The following is a 20,144-nucleotide window of genomic DNA, read 5'->3' as shown; positions in this document are numbered from 1 at the left end:
AGGAGGCTGACCGTGGAAAAAGCGTATTTATGGGTTGTCTATGACGATAACACATACCAGCTTAATATATCCGAAGCAGAAATAATCATGATTGATCTGCCATGCGAATCCATGAAATTACACAAACGCTACCATTCGTTTGTTGTTGACCGGGAAAATATTGAAGATTTTTGGCGAAAAATAAAAAATATATTTCCATGCGAGTTTAAAGTTTATGAGTTTTCCGATGAAGAATTGTTGATTGGCGAACATTATATCGATCCTTTAAGAAAGACAGCTGCGTATATACCCTGGATAGATAATAAGCTTATGAGGCTGGTTAAGCGAACCGCGTTTCGCTTTTTTTTCTTTGTGGATTTCAACGCTACCTTTGCGGTAACTAGCGAGCTGTTGGGTCGGTATCTGAATAAACTTGAATGTCAATATGATGTGCTCGATTGCGTAAAAACCGAACCGACTTTCTATACCGGAGATAATTACTACGCGGCTAAGCTTAAAGTGCAAATGTCATATGCCGATGTGTTACTGGTAATGGGCCTATTATTCAAAATGGTGGTTGAAAACCATGGGGTTGAAGACGAAGGCAGTATGACGATACTTTACGGGCAGTTTGGCGACGACGGGGTACGGGTATTCGATCGATGGTGCATTCCCAATATATGGACTTTAAGCCACGATGCCTCATTTGGCCATGAAATGCCGCTGTTTTGCCAATGGGAATTCGAACAAGCCATCCGCAAGTATACGGAAACATGACTGACATATTTTATTCATAAAGTGTTTCGCTCAAGTCCGGCGGAACAGGCAGGCTGGCCCGAACGATACGGGCCGCGTAACTTTGATCTTCTGTAAGAGGAGGCGGCTGAAGCATCAAATGCCTGTGCACTAATTCAAATGCTTTATCGAAATCGGCATTAATAAACCCACGCGACAGTTGCTCACAAATATTGTAGAGCGTCGAATAATGGGCAGTCTCGCCGGTGCTGCAGAGGCTGATTTTGTCGCAAAGCACTTTTACAACCGACACCACCGAACCGTCCTGGCGCCACGTAACCGACGTGGAGACGACATCGTCACCGCGGCAGGCGATAGGTGCGAGTGCGGCATAGGCCAAATCGACCAAACCAGCCAGTATTTAGCTAGATCTCCCGACGTCATGGCCTTAAACGTGGCGCTGCCAGAATCCATCAACAAAGCTTGATACATGACGATGTCCATGTCGGAGAGCGGAGCGGTTTCCGGATAATGGGATTGTTTTATCGCAAATCGCTCATGATAGTCGCGGACAAGTTGTAAGTGCTTGTTCATGGAATTCTCCCTGACAAATTTCATTGAAAGACAGCTTGGAACAATGGAAAACTAGTAAAGCCGTGGGACTGGCTCATGCGCCAGCTTAGGCCTTGCTGTGGATCTACTCAAGTAGTAGAACTACGTATTTTTGGGTTTTGAATGGCCAACGTCCATATGCTTTGGTGACAGCCGCTTTGCTAATTCCGGAATGGCGGGCCGTTCTTTTTGGTAAAACCTAAGCGCTTGCTCTCTTCATTCGGGACTATAAATCCCCCTCGGTAATCGTTCCTCCGTATCTTTCTATTTCAAGGGAGCTTTGGGCTCTTTTTTAACCATCGTATCTCACTAATCATGACTGACTAGATCCCGTAGTCGCGCCTAAGTATTGCCCTTTGTTGGCGATTTACCTACAAAATCCGATGATTCGTGAATGTGTAGAACCCTCCATACGTAAATTTACTTACGTATCCATACGGATTTATCCCTAGATTGTTATGGGATTTAATCAACCTATAGCTAAAGCTGGATTCATGTCGGATTATTTAGTTATGAGGAATGGTTTTCAAAGCAAATTATAGGTATTTAATATTTGCTTTGATACGGTTAATCAGTTTTATCTTGTTAAATAATTTATTTAACTTCTAAACAAAATGTCATGGTTAATTTATTTTATTATGCACTCTATTAAATTTTTCCTAGCTGTACGAGTGCATATGATAACTAGAGATTTTAATAAGTTATAACTGGCTTTAATTGAAGTGCCGGTCATAGTTTGTCATTTACTCGGTTTTAATTTGTCGCCGCATTAGTGGTTAGGTATTTAACGTTGTCGTCTTCAGAGCTTTGAATCTCCAGTAATAGAAGCTTGCGTGATTTTACGGTTAACGTAAGCAGAAAAAACTCTGCTAAAGCCGATATTGCTCTGCAATGTGGGCTTCAGAGTAAAAGGTGGCTAAAGGAAAGCCAATTGTAAATGTAACTATAGATGGGGAAAATCCATGAAAACGCTTTTATCTTTAAAACTTTGGTTTGCTGTTTGCCTATTTGCAGTTTCGACTGTGAGTTCGGCAGGCATTGTTTGGGAATCTACTGATGGTGATAGCAATTTTCTCTCCTTCGGTTCTGGGTCGCTCCCATTTCCTTCCAGTGAGACCTTCGGTATTTTTGCAGCTAACGCCAATTTGGCTGCTGATGCGCCTGTGTACACGTTTACCGGTGTAGGCAGTTTTTCGTCTGCTAGCCCTTTTAAACTTGGTATGTTGACTTCAAACGGTTGGGCTAGTGAAGTAGGTAATATCGGCCTGGGCACTCCGAATATGTACATGTTGAGTTTTGTAAAACCTAACATGATTACCAATAATCTAAGCTTCCTGTTTGGCGTTGACATACAACCAGCAGCTGACCAAGGCGGCGTCTCCGCAGTGCCTCTTCCGGCCACAGCATGGTTAATGACCAGTGCTATGCTGGGCATGTTGTACATGGGGCGGCGTAAAGATGTTGTTTAGTTCCCTGTCTATATAGGGTTTCTGGGCTGGATGGAGTTTGACTCCATCCATTCTTTTGCGATTCGCACAAGAATGTATAACCAAGCATTTTTCTCTACGCATACATTAGATTGGAGCCTTGTATCGCTATTGTTCTGTCTAACAAGCCAAGTGTGAGTGCGGAAATGGGGTGCGTTTAATCAGACTAGCGCTTTTTGGTTTGCACGAGAGGTTAATTGTCACCCGCAGTACCTGAGAATAGGCCGAGATTAAATATTTTCAGACTGTCGCCTATAAAAAATTGCACATAGTCTCCCGCAGGTTCAGTCGCAAGGCGTGTTTGACTGAATAGTTCTAGATAAAGACTGGGCGCCTGATTCGGTAACTCGAGCCAAATGTCTTCCCAAACAGATGAAGGCTCGCCACACTGGTTGTTCAGTAACTGAGTTATTAGCCGGGGAACCACGATAATGACAAACTGTTCCCGATCTTTTCTGGCAAATGCCAGCAGGTGATCGCTTGCCGTGCCGTGAATATTGATTTTCAGGTAATCGCCGCTTTTAAACAATGCCGGGTATTGATGCCTGAAGCGCAAAGTTTGCAGCACCACAAACAGTTTGATCAGGCCATTGTCCATGTTGTGTAATAACGACTCGATGAGGCGCGCTCGATTGCAACCCGGCAACGCCAGAGCGGTATCGAGAGCAATCAATAATCGGCTATTTTCGTTGAAGTCGATTGGCCGGCGATTATCCGGGTCAACCAAGGTAAATTGCCAAAGTTCATGACCTTGGTAAATATCCGGCACGCCTGGTGCAGTTAAATGCAGCAAGGTCTGGGCGAGGGCGTTATACAAACCCGGTTTTCTGATCCTGGCTTCGAACTCGCAAAAATCCTGTAAAAAGCGCTGGCTGATATTGTTGTCCAGGCAGTGTTCGATGAAAAGCATCACTCCTTGTTCATAATCTTCACTGGGATCAAGCCACGAGGTATGCACTTTCGCCTCGCGTACCGCTTTTATCATGTAGTTTTGCAGGCGCTGACGATATTCGCTTCGCGCACTGTCATCCAGGTTCTTTAACGGCCAGGTGCCGATGAGCACTTGATAGAGCAGATACTCGTCGTTGCGAGCAATGACCGCGCGCTTGTTTTTGGTTTTTTGGGGTTTATTCATTTGTCGCCAGCGCCGAATTGCATCCGCCCATTGTGCCGGTATTTCACTTAATACATTGATTCTTGCCCGCACGTCAGCGCTATGTTTGCTGTCGTGCGTGGATAAACACAGCAGGGTGTGCGGCCATTTTTTTAGTCGTTCCTGATTGAAATGATGAAAGGCATTCACCGAATAGCCAAAACGCCGCGGATCGCCGCCGACCTCGTTTAAAGAAATGAGCCGGTTGTATTGGTAAAGAGCGGTATCTTCATGGCCTTTGGCCATCACCGGTGCGGTATATTGTTGAAATTTCATAACAAATTTCAACAAATCTTTAACCGGAACCACTTTGCCGTGATCCAGCAGCAGAATATCCCGAATAAACGAAAAGACATTCTTATCTGCCGACCCGACTCGATGCATGGCTTGCGTAACGGCCCAGTTAATATACTGGCTATCTTCTTTACTGACGGTTTGACTATTTATATAAGTGCGATAAACCGGAAAACAGGCCACCACTTCCAACAAGGCGTTTCGCAACGCATTAAGCGTATAGTCGCGGGTTTTTGAGCTGACATCGGCTATTCTGGTTAGCTGATTAGCCAGTACGTTCAATTCACTGGCGAGCGCAGTATTCATCACATGTTTTTTGGCTAGATAAACCAGTTCCTCAAAATCTTGCCAATGGCCGATGAAACGCGTATAGCAATGCAGCAACGGTTTTTCCGCAACGCCATCGATAAAAACGCCGTTAACGATATTGGCGAATTCATAGCCGGTGGTGCCGTGTATCGGCCAATTGCTGGATAAATACTCATAGTTGGCGACAATTTTCTCAGCGACGATATAGATGGGCGGCAGCCCTTGATCGTCGTTTAGATTTAACAGGGCCGTGATTTTTTGGTTGAGGCGTTGATAATAGGCGACCGGATCGTATAAGCCGTCGGCGTGGTCGATACGCAGCCCTTGAGTTTTACCTTGTTCAATCAGCGACAGGATAAATCGGTGTGTCGCCTCGAAGACTTTTTCGTCATCAATACGCAGCCCGGCCAGATCGTTGATGTCGAAGAAGCGCCGATAATTGATTTCATCGCCGGCGACCCGCCAATAGGCCAGCCGGTAAACTTGCTGTTCCAGTAAGGCGTGCATTTGCCCGTTTTCACCCGCTACCCGTTTGAATTCCGCCGTACGGAAGCTAATGAAGCGGATGATCGCCGGGTTGTCCGCGCACAGCCGGGCCAGATGTTTTTTAAAAACTTCTTTGTCCCGTTTGCGTTCTTCCGTTTTTTCCTCTTTAGTTTCGGTGCGTAAAGGTAGTTTGCTGAAACTGTTCTCAATGGATTGGTATTCCAAAAACACCGGATCGTCGGCGGCGAACTCGTTCGATAACCACTCGTGTTGTGAACTCAGGATTAAGGGGTAAGTTTGCGGATCGACCGGAAAACGGTGTTGATAGTAATAGATGCTGAATTCGCCCTGTTCCACATCGAAACTCAGTGTCAGTTCCTGTTGCTCCAGAATGTTGCCGTAGTGACTGCCCAGTACCGGGAGCAGTATTTTATGTTGCAAGGTTTTTTTGACAGGCTGCCAGTCGATGTCGAAGAACGAGGCATAGTAAGACGCTTGGCCGTTCTCCAATACATCCAGCCACCAGATATTGTCGCTACCCATAATGGCCATGTGGTTTGGCACAATATCGGTGATTAGCCCCATGCCGTACTGCCGTAATTCGGCGATCAGCGCCTCAAAATCCGCTTCGCTGCCTATTTCCGGATTGAGTTGGTTATGGTCGACGATATCGTAACCGTGATTGCTGCCCGGGCGGGCTTTCAGGTAAGGGGATGCGTAACAGTGGCTGATGCCTAATTGGTGAAGATAGGAGACAAATTGGGTGGCCTCGGCAAAAGTAAACTGTTTGTTAAATTGCAGTCGATAAGTTGAAACCGGAATGGCCGTCGCTTCCCCTTATTTGGCGGGTTCCGTCATACCCAGTGCAAACAGCAGAAAGTGGCTGCCGCGTTAGTCATATTTCGGATTCCTGTAAATATAAAAAGATCGACCAGGGTTCCATGCCGCCTTGGCGTAGTGTGTTTTCCAGTTCGGCATTGCTGGAAAACAACAGCTTTCCGCCGCCGGAAAAATCGACGCTGACAGGTTCGCTACCTAGATTTGCAATCAGCTTTAAAATCGAGCCATCGTTCAACTGCCATTGCACGGTTAACGCTCTGTCGCTCAATAGGCGGTAATCGGCTTGTCCGCCGGTAAGGCCATTTAACTTGGGGTCGATATAGCGATTGCGAAGCCGTAATAACTCGCGGTGATATTCGAACCATTGCCGGTGCGGTTCATGGCTCAATTCGTCCCAGGCCAGTTTGGCTAGTTGATAGGTGGCGGCGGCCGTGGGCAGCGGAATTTTTTGGCGGGATTCAGGACTGCTAAATGCCGGAAATTCGGCGAATTCCCGCAAGCGGCCCTCTGAAACCTTATTGCCCAGCTCCTCAGGAAAATCCACAAAATAGGTGAACGGTTGGCTGCATGCCCATTCCTGGCCCATAAACAACAAGGGAGGCGAGGGTGTTAACAACAAAACAGCCGTTGCCGCCCGCAATGCCTCCGGTGCACAAAGATTTGAGATGCGTTCGCCAAGCGCCCGGTTTCCGACTTGATCGTGGTTCTGTAGAAAAGACACGAAAGCCGCCAACGGCAAATCCCGGCACGGTTCGCCTCTGGGTTTTCCGTCCCGGTAAAGGGATGCCTCACCTTGGTAGGCAAAACCTTCGGTCAGACAACGGCCCAGATGGGTCAAAGGCTGCTGTTTGTAGTCGCCATAATAGCCGCCGGTCTCCCCGGTTAGCAGCAGATGCAGTACGTGATGAATGTCGTCGTTCCATTGCGCATCGAAATGGCAGATCGGAGCGTAGGGCTCGCATCGGAGATAACGGGCGGCGTTGTGGTCGTTCTCCAGTACCAAATAGACGGGGCGGTCATTTCCAGGTCCGAGTCGGACGGCTTCAGCTAGTTCTTCCAGTATGTTCGGCGACGAATCATCGAATATGGCATGTACTGCGTCCAAGCGTAAGCCGTCGAAATGATATTCTTCCAGCCAATACAAGGCATTGTGTATAAAAAATCGGCGCACACAGTGATGACGCGAGGCTTTAAAATTTACCGCGTCACCCCAAGGCGTATGATAACGATCCGTAAAAAAAGCCGGCGCATACAGATGCAGGTAATTGCCTTCGGGGCCAAAATGGCTGTAGACCACATCGTTAAAAATCATCAAACCTTTGGCATGTGCGGTCTCGATGAGATCTTTAAGATCGTCGGGTGTTCCATAGCTGCTGTCGGGCGCAAATAGCAGCACGCCGTCATAGCCCCAATTCCGCCGCCCCGGAAAGTCGGCGATACTCATCAACTGTATCGCGGTGACACCCAATTCGATCAGATGGTCCAGATGCTGCTTTACCCCTGCAAAAGTACCTTCCTCGCTGAAGGTGCCCACATGCAGCTCGTAAAACACCACCTTTTCCCAGGGTAGGCTTTTCCAGTCGTCATCCCGCCATTGCCATGCTTCGGGATCGATGACTTGACTGGAACCGTTGACATCCTCAGGTTGATAACGGGAGGCCGGGTCGGGCACATAATGTTCGCCATTAATCAGGTACTGGTAATAAAAACCGCTGCTGGCGAAACCGGTAGTAATGCCATACCAGCCATTGTCCTCGGCGGCCATCGGCAGCTTGAGTTCGGGCGCAAAACCTTGCAGGCACAATTCGACCTTATCCGCGCCAGGTGCCCACAAACGGAAATTGACCCTGCCGTCATCCAGTATGCGGGTGCCGAAAGGCATGGGATGCGAGCGATGTACACTGGACATGCGCCGGTCTCAATCTACCGTGTCATGTGGCAGCTTTCGCTACGTCGGTGACAGGAATCACGTCCAGGCGAGGTCTTCATGGTGTGGCCGGCTGTTTTTCCGCTACGGTCAGATTGTCCTCGATATCCATGACACCTTTCGTATTACGGACAATTTGGCGGACCAAATCGGCCTCTATTTCAGAACTCAGTTGGCCTTCAAGGAACACCACGCCATTTTTGGTCTTGACATGGATGTTCAGGCCATGCGCGTTCGGATTCAGCAAAAGTTGGGATTTGACTTTGGCGGTGATATTGGCATCGTCCACGAAATGCATGAATGAAGCTTGCTCGGTATGACGTTGAGCTGCGGCGCTGACTCTTAATTGGTTGTCGACTTGCTTCACGCCGTCGATGCCTTTTGCAATCTCACCGGCCAGATCGCTTGCAATGTCGCTCTCCACGGTACCGGTCAAGGTGACTGCGCCTCGTTTTACATTGACGTCGATAGCGAAAGGATTCAGGTGCTCGCTCAAGGCGTAAGTCGTCACGATTTTTGCTTTCAGCCAGGCATCCGATGTTTGCTCGTTGTGTTTCTCGTTTGCAGTCGCCGTGAAGCCTAGCAATGACAACATCAATGCAAAAATAGCCAAGTATTTGGTTTTCATATTTGGTTCCATAATCTTTAAGAAATATCTTAAAATCTGGAGCGTAATCCCAGAGAGCCCCTCACGATCAGATAAACCGCCACGATAAGATTTAGAAGTTCCGGCATCATCAAAATCAGAAATCCGGCGACCAAGGCCAAGAGCGGTTCCATATTGTTCAAAGACAGGTTTATTCTCATGAGATGATCCTTGGTTTGCCGAATGGGAACGCGTCGTCGCTCATCCCCGTCGATGTGCGACGCGGTTACCGGCTGTCAAATTTTGCCGATTGGCTCTTCAGCAGGCTTCTTAATCCAGAGGCTACACCAAGCATCAGGGCTAATATTGCCATCGACTACCAGACAGGCACTGGGTGCGATAAAGTACATGCAGTTACTGCACTGCTGATCGCCTTTCGGTTTATCCTGATATTTTGCTTGGGTTTTATTCATCTTGCCGGTTTCAGCAAAGCCGAAACGAGGTAGGCACTGTACGCATCCGGCAGCGAGCAAGCCGTGCAAAAATATTCGACGGGTATGATTATGAGTCGACATGGTGCATTCTCCTTTTAGGGAAAACGATAACGTTGACAGAACAAATCTTATTAAAAGGTAGCCAAAACGGGCTGGCGAAAATGCTACTTAATCTTGGAAACCGCATCGTCAATGGCTGTTCTAAGATCATGCCAAGCATGTTCCAATCCTGGCTTGAGTGCCTCCCACGCTTGCTCTCCGGATGCACGCAACTCCTGTAATTTTGTTTGTGCGGCCGTCTGCTTGGCGTGTAATTCCTCAATCTGCCCGAAATACACGATTTTGGCCTCTGCTGTCGCCGTGTCAGCTTTTGCCTTTAATACCTCGATTTCGGCTGCCCACTCTCGCAATTGGGCTTCGAATTTCTCTTGATAAGCTTCTTTTTTGGTATTCATAATGTTTTTCTCCGAATTGTTTTTGTCTCTAGACAGGCGTTTCTGTCCGATTTCAGTAACAACAGGGGTTTGCTATGCCTGACATATTCGGCCGTGAAGCACAGCATCGCGACGTAAAGTTATTGTCGGATATACGGTTTATTTGCATGCTGATTATCGCGTTTTGACGATGTCTACATATCGAGTAGTCGTGAGTAACTAGGATGTCATGCCTGACGTTAGACAGTATGGTGTTTTCTAAAACTTAGCTGATCAAACCCAGGATTCAGATAATAATGAGATATATGGCTATGATGTAATTCAATAATGCCGGACTAATTATTATCTTTAATGCCGCCTATTAAAGAGCGCAATGCATGTGCTCCGTTGCTAAGTTATTGGTATTGAAAAAGGTATTTTGATTTGATGATCTATTTTAATATCAAATCAATGGTTTAAACTTAAGTCCGTTATCAATGGCTTGTATTTTGGATAAAAACTTTATCACGGACAATCTTGGCTGTAGAATACAAGTCCACCAATAAAACACAATAAGTGAAAATACCTACCTGCTAGCCAAAATGGCAAACTGTTTGGATAATAGCCGAACTTCTAATGCATGCCACCGCCTAGCCAACCCGAAACAACATGCGTCCGGTGTCGATTATTTATTAAGGGAATACTTTTAGATAACCCTGCTAATCGGTTGAATAGGGAGTTTTCACGCCGGTTCGTCTTAGTTCAGTTAAAGGATCAAAAGGTCGTTAATGATGGGCTATCCAATATTCATGCAAGCGAGAAGCAGCTCCAATGAGTCGGATTACCGCTGGCGCGCAAAGTTGAGTATCGCGCTGAATTGGCCTGCCGGCCTTCTCGTATTGAAGCGCCATGCCCGGAACGCATAGATCGGCAAATTTATCCCTGGCCGCGTTAATGTGCCTGATGACCGTCGCCATGACTTTGACCGCGCCGGTTTCCCATGCCGCCGATCCCCAAGCTTATAGCGTCACTCTCGACAAGACCGGCAGCGCCCGCTTGGATCAGTTGCTTCAGGATGCGTCGACATTGATCAGCCTTCGGGAAAGCGCCGAGGTGGGGCCATTTGCTTTGATCACACGCTGCAAACAAGATCAGGAGCGCTTTATGGCCGCTTTACATGCGCTGGGTTATTACAAGGGCGAGGTGTCATTGCGAATAGCCGGGCGGATGTTAGACGATCCGGCGCTAATCGATTCGTTAATCGATGCGCCGGCCGATCCGCCGGTGATGGTCACTGCGGCGTTCGAGCTTGGTCCGCAGTTTCATTGGGGACAGATCACGACGGAGGGCGATATTTCCCAGCAGGCGAGCGCCGCGCTGAAGTTGAACACCGGCGACATTGCACTGGCCGAGGACGCACTAGCGGCGCGGGAACGTTTGTTGAATGAACTACTCGAGCAGGGCCACGCGCTGGCGAAAGTCGACGAACCTGTCGCCACGTTACGGGAGGATACTGACCGTGTCGACATCCTGTTTCGAGTTGACAGCGGCCCTAAGGTAGCTGTCGGCGATATTGCCGTGAATGGCTTAAAGGCGCTGAACGAAACCTTCGTTCGTAGTCACCTTATAATGAGCCCAGGCCAGCCGTTTCAACCGTCTACCATCGAAATCGCCCGGCAGGACTTGGCTGCGCTTGGGGTTTTCTCTTCGGTCAGCGCTCAGACCGGCAAGCAGCTCGATAGCGGAGGTCGCATCCCGGTCAATTTTGAGGTCGCGGAACGTCAACGCCATGCGGTCAATCTCGGTGCCGCCTATTCCACCGACCTTGGCGCCAGTTTCTCGGGCGCTTGGCAGCACCGCAATCTGTTCGGCAATGCCGAACAGCTCAATCTGAGTGCGGGCGTGATGCAACTGGGCGGCAACAGCGCCACCGGCATCGGCTACAAAGGAGGAGCCGCCTTCAGTAAACCGGATTTTTTACAGCGCGATCAATCGTTGCAGATTGGACTCGATGCGATCAAACAGAGCTTGGACGCCTACGACCTGAAAACGGTCCTGGCCGAGTTGCTGTTGAACCGCAAGTTGTCCAAATATTGGCATGGCAGTGTGGGTATAGCCACTCAACAATCGCGTATCGCCCAGCAAGGCGTGACGCGCGACTATACCTTGCTGAGTATGCCGTTGACGTTGAAATACGATAGCAGCAACAGCCCGCTGGATCCGACCGAAGGCAGTATCGGCACATTTTCGGTGACGCCCACCGAATCGTTGGCCGGCGGCGGCAAGCCGTTCGTGACGATGCAGGTTTCCGCTTCGACCTATCTGGATCTTGGCAAACCGGGTCGTAGCGTGCTGGCCTTACGCGGCCTGATCGGCGATACCGAGGGCGCCGGCCAGTTCGATTTGCCTCCGGATAGACGTTTTTACGGCGGTGGTAGCGCGACGGTACGCGGTTATAAATATCAGTCCATCGGCCCGGCGTTTGCCGATCACAAACCGCAGGGTGGCACGGCGATAGCGGCCGGAAGCGTGGAATTGAGGCAACGGATTTTAGACGACTATGGCGTGGCGCTGTTTGCAGACGCCGGGCAGGTTAGCGTCGACAGTTTCCCCTTTTCCGGGAGCTGGCAAATCGGCGCCGGCGCTGGCCTTCGTTACTACACCTCGTTCGGGCCGATCAGGCTCGATTTGGCGTTTCCGGTGAACCCACAGCCGGGCAGCGGTTCGTTCGAAGTCTACATCGGCTTGGGGCAGGCGTTCTGATGCAACGGCTAAGCCGCTGGATACTGTGGGGCTTTATTGGCTTGCTGGCCCTGCCGCTGCTCGCATTGGCGTTGTTGATAGGGGCCGCAAATACCTCAACCGGCCTTGCCGAAATCGAACGGGCGGTGTCGGTACTGAGCGCGAACCAAATTGTCTTGAACGGGCTAGGAGGCGATTTACCCGCGCAACTGACCGTTAAGCGTATCGAACTGCGCGACGCCGGCGGTCCTTGGTTGACGATAGACGAACTGATATTGGACTGGCTGCCGGCCAAACTGCTGGTGGGCGAAGTCGCCATTGAGCGCCTGCAAGTCCGAAAAATCGCTGTCGCCCGCCCGCCCGTGCCAAGTGTTGCTGCCGAACCGGAAACATCCGGCGGCCTGTCGTTGCCGCTGGCTATTAATGTCAATAATCTGCTGGTCGAGCGTGTCGAGATGGCGCCGCCGCTTGCCGGTAAGGCTATTGATTTAAGCGTAGGCGGGGGGCTGGCACTCACCACCGCTTTCCGAGGAGCGATCGAACTTAAGGCCAAGCAGTTGGACGGCGAGGGTACTTACAGTGTGCAGGCCAAATTGAGCAACGATAGCCTGCAAGCCCGCTTGTCCCTGCATGAAACCGCTCGAGGGCCGTTGGCATTGCTAGCGGGTCTGCATGACCGCGAGGGGCTGAGTTTGGAGGCGTCGCTGGCAGGCCCGTTATCCGGGGTTCTCAGCAGCGTGGACTTGAAGCTGGATGAATTACAAGCACAGCTCGGCGGCCGCATCGACTTTGTCCAGCCGGGCGCCGATTTGTCGCTCACAGCATCTGCTCCGGCCATGCAATTACGGCCTGATCTGGCTTGGCGAGCGTTGTCGCTAAATCTGCAAATGCGTGGGGCCTTAAAGGATCTGGCTATCAACGCCGACTTGCAACTCGATGGCTTGCATGCCGCACAAACCGATATCGGCAATCTCGACGTCAAATGGCAGGGAATCGGTGGACGGATCGATCTGGATGGCGAACTAGCAGGGTTGCAGCTAGCGGATTCGCAAACCGATCTATTACAGGCTACGCCGTTGGCGTTTCAGGCGAAAATGGGATGGGATACGCCGGATTACCCGGTTGATTTTGTCATAAAACACCCGCTGATTGACGCTTCTGGACACACTCACCTGGAGAAGGGGGGCGGACGTGCGGAGTTAGCTTTAAATTTGCCCGATCTTCGCCCTCTGGCTGCTGCGAACGGCTTGCAATTGGAGGGCCATGGCATGCTGACACTGAAGGCTGCCCGGCAAGCCGATGGCAGCAAATTGGAGATAGCCGGCATATTGGGTCTAAGCGGTGGTTCCAGTTGGGCCAGATTGTTGGGCGAATCCGCGAAGTTCGATCTTTCCATGGCGGGCGAGAAAGAAAATATGACCCTGTCATGGCTGCAACTCGATGGCAAGGCCTTGAGCCTATCGGCCCATGGCGAACTGGATTCCGGGAATGCCGACTTCGAGTGGCAGGCACAACTCAATGATGTCTCGGCCATCGCCGATACTGCTTCGGGAAAACTGGCCATAGAAGGCAGCCTGAACGGGGAACGAGATGATTTGACGCTGGAAGCCAAGTTGAATGGCAATCTGAAGAGCCAGGGTTATCCCGGCGGCCCCATCAAAGCCGCTCTTCAATTACAACATTTGCCGGATGCCCCAGATGGCCGAATTAACCTGAATGGGGAACTGATCGGCTCGCCGATCGAAGTGCGATTGGCCGTCGACAGTCCCGGCGGCAAAACCATTCGGCTTGACATCGATCAAGCCGACTGGAAAAGCACCCGCGCGAGTGGCGGTTTGACGCTGACGCGGGACAATTCGCCACCGGCCGGCAAAATAGTCATGAAAATAAACCGGCTGGCCGATTTTCGGCCGTTGCTCGGTCAGCCATTGTCCGGCAGCGCCGATGCGACTTTGGAACTGGGCGAACGCGGCGGCCGTCCGCTGGCGAAAATTGGGCTTGAAGCGCGGAACGCCGGCCTTGAAGGAACGGCGACCGCCGAAACTTCCTCGTTGGCGCTGACCGTCAGCGAGCCCACCACGCAGGCCAGACTGGACGGTTTATTGACCCTGAACGGGATTAGTGCCGGCAAGATAAGCGGTTCGGCGCGGCTCAAAATGGAAGGAGCGATGGACAGCCTTCATTTGGGGTTGTCGGCAATCTCGCCAAATTTAAATGGTAGCGCCGCACAACTGAGCGCCGCCGCCCAACTCAACGCTGCGGGCAGTGTGCTGGCGGTGAGCGCTATGGAAGCGAGTTGGCGGCAACAAACCGTCCGGCTGCTGGCGCCGGCAAAGATAGCGTTTGCCGAGGGGCTTAGCGTCGACCGGCTGCGGCTGGGTTTACGGCAGGCGGAACTGGAAATCGCCGGGAAGTTTACGCCGGAATTGGCGCTTAACGCCGAGTTGCACGAAACCCCGGCCGAGCTGATAAGCCTGTTCGCGCCCGATCTGGCGATGAACGGCACACTGCATGCCTCTGCCGAACTGGCTGGCAGTCTGGCGCAGCCCAAGGGTTTGTTCCGGTTCCAGGCCGACAAGCTGCAAATGAAACAAGGACCAGGCCGGGGGCTGCCGCCTGCCCGGATTGATGTCACGGCTTCGATCCATGGCGAGGTTGCCGAGCTGGATGCCAAGCTCAACGTCGGCAACGACACCCGCGTGCAGATCTCCGGACAGTTGCCCATGACGCAGACCGGATTATTGAATCTGCAAGGCGAAGCCGCTCTGGATTTAAAACAACTTAATCCCCTATTGAGCGCCGACGGGCGGCGAATGCGCGGCCTGCTACGAGCCGATGCCAAACTGGTCGGGACTTGGCCGGCGCCGGTCGTCACTATGAATGCCCACCTTGATGGCGGTGATTGGCAGGATGCGGTCGCGGGTGTAAGCGTCAAAGATATTGCGGCGGAATTGCAAGCTGAGAATGGCACCTTACGTATTGTCAAACTGCAGGGCAGAGCAGGGTCCGGCACGCTTGCCGCAGCAGGCAGCGTCGGTTTATCGACGGCGGGTTTCCCGGTCGATCTGACGGTCACTGCTCGCAATGCCAAGCCACTGGCTAGCGACCGCTTGACGGTCAATCTCGATGCGGACCTTGCGGTACGCGGACTTGCCGTCGAGCGCTTGAACGTTGACGGACGTATCCGCATCAACCGTGCGGACATTCGTATCCCGGAACGGATGCCAACCAGTATCGCCGTGCTGAAACTGAATAACCCCGCCGCGCCACCACCTGCGCCTGAAGCAAAGGGCGATATAGCATTGAATTTAATGGTCGATGCGCCAAGGGAAATCTTCGTGCGAGGCAGAGGGTTGGATGCCGAACTGGGTGGTACAGTGCATATTGCCGGCACGTTAAAAGAACTTCGGCCCGATGGGACGTTTCATCAAAGGCGCGGCGAATTCTCGCTGGCCGGACAATCCCTGGTATTTAATCAGGGGGAAGTTGGTTTCGATAGCGGTAGCCTGACCAATCCGTCGCTGAATTTCGTTGCCACCACCAGCCGAAACAATATAGCCGCATCGCTAACCGTGGGCGGTAGCGCTCAACAACCTAAAATTACCCTCAGCAGTACGCCGCAATTGCCACAGGACGAGATCCTGGCAAATCTGTTGTTTGGCAAGGGTAGCGCCAGTCTAAGCCCGCTGGAAATGGTGCAGATTGCTTCGACGCTGGCGTCGTTGACCGGCGTTACCGGCGGCGGCCAGGATCCGTTGGAAAGCGCGCGAAAACGGCTTGGTCTCGACCGCTTGTCGGCAGGCGGTGCCAATCCGAGTGTGGAAGGCGGCCGTTATATTGCGCCGGGCGTTTACCTTGGCGCCAAACAGGGCGTTTCGGGTGGTACTCCCCAGGCAGTGATCCAGATCGATGTTTTGAAAGGCCTTAAGTTGGAAAGTACCATTGGCAACGTCGGCGGTATAGGCGGCACATCTTCTTCCGGTAATTCTTCAACCAATAGTATTGGCGTGCTCTATCAATTTGAATACTGAAGCAGCCGTCCTAAAGTAACGCAGCCTGAGAGAGATGTTTTCTATTGCCTACCGGCTACGAAGTGATTTAGGGAAAAGGTTCGATGATCGGACAAACGCCGGGTGGCGAAAGGCGGCAAAATTTATGGTGTGGCTATATGCGGGGCCTCCGGGCAAGCAACTATTGTTCATAGGCTGTGAATTTGGGCAAAAACGCGAATGACAACAGGATGACAGCTTGGGTGGGAACGCGTTGTAGTGTCCACATCTCGCCGCATTGCTGCAGCGGGTAGAAGATCTCAACCGTTTTCATCGCCGCGAAGCCATGCTTTATCAGCAAGACATCTGCCGATCCGTGAGCGGGGTTTCAGCCAGTCGCAGCATTATTTTCCGTAGCGCAAATACTGGAAACTTATTTTACCTCGCTCACTCGTACGGAAGTACGCGAATAAAGGCGACCACAATTTATGGCGGAATCCACCGATATTCTGACCGAATAACGGTAATTCGGTGGCCGCCCGGCGTTTATATCGCAAAGGGTATTGGCGCGAATGACGGCATCTACGGGCCGGCGTGCGAGTTGATGAATACCATCCACTGCGAGGATGGCGGCGAGCAATATCGTCTACCCGGTGCGTCCGTATTGAACGCGACTTCGACTATTTTCTATGAGAGGGCACCATGAAGAAGACGACAGCCAACTCGACAGAAACTACGCCGGTTGACGCCTCGCAATGGATGGAAAACCCGCTTTGGTATAAAGATGCCGTCATTTACGAACTGCATGTTAAAGCTTTTTTCGACAGCGATAACAATGGTGTCGGCGATTTTGCCGGATTGATTCAAAAGCTCGATTACCTGCAGGATTTGGGGGTGAACACACTCTGGTTGTTACCCTTCTATCCTTCGCCGATGCGCGATGACGGTTATGACATTGCCGACTATCGCAATATCCATCCCGAATACGGCACCATGGCCGACTTCAGACAGTTCGTGAAGGAAGCACACCGCCGCGGCCTTAAAATCATTACCGAGCTGGTCATTAACCACACCTCCGACCAACACCCCTGGTTTCAAGCCGCGCGTAGGGCGCCGGCCGGTTCCAGTAAACGCGATTTTTACATTTGGAGCAATACGAATCGTAAGTTTCCGGAAACGCGGATAATCTTCAGCGATTCGGAGAAATCCAACTGGGCTTGGGACGACGAAGCCCAAGCCTATTATTGGCACCGTTTCTTCTCCCATCAACCGGACTTGAACTTCAACAACCCGCAAGTGGTGAAGGCGGTAATCCGCTTGATGCGTTTTTGGTTGGACCACGGCGTTGATGGCATGCGTCTGGACGCGATTCCCTATTTGTGCGTGCGCGAAGGCACCCAAAACGAAAGCCTGCCGGAAACGCATGCGGTGATCAAACAAATGCGCAGCGTACTCGACACGCAATACCGGAATCGGGTTTTTCTTGCCGAAGTCAACCAGTGGCCGGAAGAAGTCAGCGACTACTTCAGCAATGGCGACGAATGCCATATGGCTTACCACTTTCCGTTGATGCCGAGGATGTACATGACCATCGCCCAGGAAGACCGCCACCCCATCACCGATATTCTACGCCAGACCCCGGATATTCCGGAAAGCTGCCAATGGGCGACTTTTTTGCGTAATCACGACGAACTGACGCTGGAGATGGTCACCAACAAAGAGCGCGATTATATGTACCAGATGTATGCCGACGATCCGCGTGCGCGTTTGAATATTGGCATTCGCCGGCGCTTGGCGCCGCTGATGGACAATGAGAACAACAAAATTCGCTTGATGAACAGCTTACTGCTGTCCATGCTGGGCTCGCCCATTATTTATTACGGCGACGAAATCGGTATGGGGGACAATTTTTTTCTGGGCGACCGCAATGGCGTGCGCACCCCCATGCAATGGAGCCCTGACCGCAATGCCGGTTTTTCCCGCGCCGATCCGCAACGTCTGTATTTACCACCTGTCATGGACCCGGTTTACGGCTACGGGGCGGTCAATGTGGAGGCACAGTTACGAGAGCGTGCTTCCCTGCTGAATTGGATGCAGCGGGTGCTGGCGGTGCGCAAAAATCATCCGGCATTCGGCCGAGGGACGCTGGTGTTTTTACATCCGGGCAATCGCAAGATACTTGCCTACTTCAGAATCTACGAGGGTGACATTATTCTTTGCGTCGCCAATCTGTCGCGTGCCGCGCAAGCGGTCGAACTCGATCTGTCGGCTCATAAGGGGTGTGTGCCCGTCGAATTGATGGGGCGCTCGGCTTTTCCACCGATAGGCGAGCTACCTTATCTCCTTACCTTGCCTGGCCATAACTTCTATTGGTTTCGGCTGGCCAGCGGCGAAGAGGTTCCGGCCTGGCACGAGGAACACTCGTTGCCCGATGAACTGCCGACGATCGTGTTATTCGACGGTTGGCTCAGTTTTTTCGCTAACCGGGTTGTGATCCGGCGTGCGGCGATGGCCGAGAAGACGCGCGTTCAGCTTGAAAACGAGGTGTTGCCGCGCTTTATTGCCGCGCAACGCTGGTTTGGCCCGAAGGGCGAACCGGTACGCCGCGTAACCATAAGCGATCATTGCGTATGGGAGAAGGGCACATATAACTGGTTGATCACCCTGGTCGGCGTCGAAACCATAAGCGGTGAGCGGCAGACCTACTTTTTACCGCTTGCGCTGGCCTGGGAAAACGGTGACTCCGCCCGATTGCCTGCCATGTTGCCAAGCACCTTGGCTAAAGCACGCCAACAATCACACGTTGGCTTTCTGGGCGATGCCTTCGCGGACGAGGCGTTTTGCCGGGCTTTGGTACAGGCCATCGGTAACCGCCAAAGCTTAGCCTGCGAAAATGGCACCCTTCGTTTTTCACCTACCAATGCATTCGAGGCCCTCGCTGGGCAGATAGCCGACGACCTGCCGGTACGCCCTGCCATCAAGCAAGGCCGCAATACCGCAATCGTCCTGGGGAAACATCTATTTTTGAAAGGCTATCGGTATCTTGAAAACGGTAAGCGCCCGGAGATTGAAATGGGCCGATTTTTAACCGACGTGCTGGGATTTCCCTATATCGCGCCTGTTGCAGGTGTGATCGAGTATGACGGCGGCGACGGCCAAAACGTGACGCTGGCGTTGTTGCAGGGTTACGTTGAAAACCAGGGCGACTTTTGGAGCTACACACTGGAATATCTTGGCCGTCATCTGGAAGATTGCCGCGTGGTGCCGACGCCGGAACCCGCGGAACAAGCTCACACCGCCTATTTGGTCCTGGTACGCAAGCTCGGCCAACGCACCGGCGAATTGCACCATGCGCTGGCCACGCCGACGGGCGATCCCGCTTTCGACCCTGAACCCGTGACAGACGCTGACTTGGCTGACTGGGTGTTGCGAACGCAATGGGAGGCGACAGCCACACTGGATCACCTGGAACACCGGTTGCCAGGCCTTAGCGAAACGGTGCGCGATTTGGCACAAGCGTTGCTGCTGCAACGGGATGCGCTTATAGCGTGTATCCGATCATGTATTCGCGGGCCGGTTAAAGGTGTCAAGACTCGCTGCCATGGCGATTATCATCTGGGACAAGTGCTGCTCGCCGACAACGATTTCGTAATCACCGATTTTGCAGGCGATCCGGCGCGAACGCTCGCTGAACGTCGCTTCAAATATTCGCCTTTAAGCGATGTGGCCGGCATGCTGCAATCGTTCGATTACGCCGCTCACTCGGCCGTGCAGAAGGAGAGTGCGGAACGCCCAGAACCGACAGTAAAATTCGAGCCTTTGCTGCGAGACTGGAAAGCCGAAGTCGAGCGGGTTTTTCTGGAGGCCTACGATGAAGTGGCTCAGGGCTCAGGCTTGTTAGCAGCCGACGCCTCGTTGCGCGGTCTACTCGAACTGTTTCTGTTGGAAAAGGCGTTTTACGAGGTTCGCCATGAACTCGACAATCGGCCGGATTGGATGGTCATTCTGTTGCGGGGCATTTTGATGTCACTGAAGTCGGCAGCCACAAACAGGTGATTTATAAGAACCGCCTGTCGATCAGACGTAGTTTTTGGCAGT

General features: G+C 51.9%; 12 protein-coding genes. 5 read left to right on the top strand and 7 right to left on the bottom strand.

Annotation, left to right across the window (positions count from 1 at the left end):
* Nucleotides 1–12 precede the first annotated feature (12 nt).
* Nucleotides 13–756 carry a hypothetical protein gene (locus EBA_RS11595; protein WP_192374863.1) on the top strand — a complete coding sequence of 248 codons (744 nt, stop codon included), beginning with the start codon at nucleotides 13–15 and terminating at the stop codon, nucleotides 754–756.
* 10 nt (nucleotides 757–766) lie between these two features.
* Here EBA_RS11595 and EBA_RS11590 read toward each other — a convergent pair whose 3' ends face one another.
* Nucleotides 767–1,114 carry a hypothetical protein gene (locus tag EBA_RS11590; RefSeq protein WP_225616175.1) on the bottom strand — a complete coding sequence of 116 codons (348 nt, stop codon included), beginning with the start codon at nucleotides 1,112–1,114 and terminating at the stop codon, nucleotides 767–769.
* Nucleotides 1,115–2,288: 1,174 nt separating this feature from the next.
* Between EBA_RS11590 and EBA_RS11585 the strand changes: the two genes are divergently transcribed.
* Complete coding sequence (locus EBA_RS11585; RefSeq protein WP_192374862.1) at nucleotides 2,289–2,795, top strand: hypothetical protein; 507 nt, start codon at nucleotides 2,289–2,291, stop codon at nucleotides 2,793–2,795.
* 211 nt (nucleotides 2,796–3,006) lie between these two features.
* On the opposite strand, the gene treY is transcribed toward EBA_RS11585, so the two are convergent.
* From treY to EBA_RS11555, 6 genes are all read right to left on the bottom strand, one after another.
* Nucleotides 3,007–5,877: a malto-oligosyltrehalose synthase gene (gene treY / locus EBA_RS11580; RefSeq protein WP_192377264.1), complete on the bottom strand. Its 2,871-nt coding sequence runs from the start codon at nucleotides 5,875–5,877 to the stop codon at nucleotides 3,007–3,009.
* Nucleotides 5,878–5,950: 73 nt separating this feature from the next.
* The gene (gene treZ / locus EBA_RS11575) at nucleotides 5,951–7,804 is read right to left on the bottom strand and encodes a malto-oligosyltrehalose trehalohydrolase (RefSeq protein ID WP_192374861.1); all 1,854 of its coding nucleotides are present in this window, start codon (nucleotides 7,802–7,804) and stop codon (nucleotides 5,951–5,953) included.
* A gap of 76 nt (nucleotides 7,805–7,880) precedes the next feature.
* Nucleotides 7,881–8,450 (bottom strand): BON domain-containing protein, encoded by a 570-nt coding sequence (locus EBA_RS11570; RefSeq protein ID WP_192374860.1) that lies wholly within the window; start codon nucleotides 8,448–8,450, stop codon nucleotides 7,881–7,883.
* A gap of 29 nt (nucleotides 8,451–8,479) precedes the next feature.
* Nucleotides 8,480–8,629 carry a DUF3096 domain-containing protein gene (locus tag EBA_RS11565; protein ID WP_192374859.1) on the bottom strand — a complete coding sequence of 50 codons (150 nt, stop codon included), beginning with the start codon at nucleotides 8,627–8,629 and terminating at the stop codon, nucleotides 8,480–8,482.
* Between the two features lie 75 nt (nucleotides 8,630–8,704).
* Complete coding sequence (locus tag EBA_RS11560; RefSeq protein WP_192374858.1) at nucleotides 8,705–8,983, bottom strand: hypothetical protein; 279 nt, start codon at nucleotides 8,981–8,983, stop codon at nucleotides 8,705–8,707.
* An 83-nt stretch (nucleotides 8,984–9,066) separates the two neighbouring features.
* Nucleotides 9,067–9,357: a sll1863 family stress response protein gene (locus tag EBA_RS11555; protein ID WP_192374857.1), complete on the bottom strand. Its 291-nt coding sequence runs from the start codon at nucleotides 9,355–9,357 to the stop codon at nucleotides 9,067–9,069.
* An 867-nt stretch (nucleotides 9,358–10,224) separates the two neighbouring features.
* On the opposite strand from EBA_RS11555, the gene EBA_RS11545 reads away from it, so the two are divergent.
* From EBA_RS11545 to treS, 3 genes are all read left to right on the top strand, one after another.
* Nucleotides 10,225–12,078 carry an autotransporter assembly complex protein TamA gene (locus EBA_RS11545; RefSeq protein ID WP_192374856.1) on the top strand — a complete coding sequence of 618 codons (1,854 nt, stop codon included), beginning with the start codon at nucleotides 10,225–10,227 and terminating at the stop codon, nucleotides 12,076–12,078.
* Nucleotides 12,078–16,088: a translocation/assembly module TamB domain-containing protein gene (locus EBA_RS11540; protein ID WP_192374855.1), complete on the top strand. Its 4,011-nt coding sequence runs from the start codon at nucleotides 12,078–12,080 to the stop codon at nucleotides 16,086–16,088. The genes EBA_RS11545 and EBA_RS11540 overlap by 1 nt, the downstream gene beginning before the upstream one ends.
* 660 nt (nucleotides 16,089–16,748) lie before the next feature.
* On the top strand, nucleotides 16,749–20,102 hold the full coding sequence (gene treS / locus EBA_RS11535) for a maltose alpha-D-glucosyltransferase (RefSeq protein ID WP_192374854.1): 3,354 nt from the start codon (nucleotides 16,749–16,751) through the stop codon (nucleotides 20,100–20,102).
* Nucleotides 20,103–20,144: the final 42 nt, after the last annotated feature.

This window comes from Methylomonas albis (assembly GCF_014850955.1).
GTDB classification, from domain to species: domain Bacteria; phylum Pseudomonadota; class Gammaproteobacteria; order Methylococcales; family Methylomonadaceae; genus Methylomonas; species Methylomonas albis.
The sequence above is the reverse complement of the archived record's forward strand: the minus strand, read 5'-3'. Positions and strand labels throughout refer to the sequence as shown.

What these genes read in the sequence shown, in the direction of transcription:
- EBA_RS11545 (WP_192374856.1), top strand. Translation starts at nt 10,225, where the DNA reads ATGCCCGGAACGCATAGATCGGCAAATTTATCCCTGGCCGCGTTAATG.
- EBA_RS11565 (WP_192374859.1), bottom strand. Translation starts at nt 8,629, where the DNA reads ATGAGAATAAACCTGTCTTTGAACAATATGGAACCGCTCTTGGCCTTG.
- EBA_RS11540 (WP_192374855.1), top strand. Translation starts at nt 12,078, where the DNA reads ATGCAACGGCTAAGCCGCTGGATACTGTGGGGCTTTATTGGCTTGCTG.
- EBA_RS11555 (WP_192374857.1), bottom strand. Translation starts at nt 9,357, where the DNA reads ATGAATACCAAAAAAGAAGCTTATCAAGAGAAATTCGAAGCCCAATTG.
- treZ (WP_192374861.1), bottom strand. Translation starts at nt 7,804, where the DNA reads ATGTCCAGTGTACATCGCTCGCATCCCATGCCTTTCGGCACCCGCATA.
- EBA_RS11560 (WP_192374858.1), bottom strand. Translation starts at nt 8,983, where the DNA reads ATGTCGACTCATAATCATACCCGTCGAATATTTTTGCACGGCTTGCTC.
- treS (WP_192374854.1), top strand. Translation starts at nt 16,749, where the DNA reads ATGAAGAAGACGACAGCCAACTCGACAGAAACTACGCCGGTTGACGCC.
- EBA_RS11585 (WP_192374862.1), top strand. Translation starts at nt 2,289, where the DNA reads ATGAAAACGCTTTTATCTTTAAAACTTTGGTTTGCTGTTTGCCTATTT.
- EBA_RS11570 (WP_192374860.1), bottom strand. Translation starts at nt 8,450, where the DNA reads ATGAAAACCAAATACTTGGCTATTTTTGCATTGATGTTGTCATTGCTA.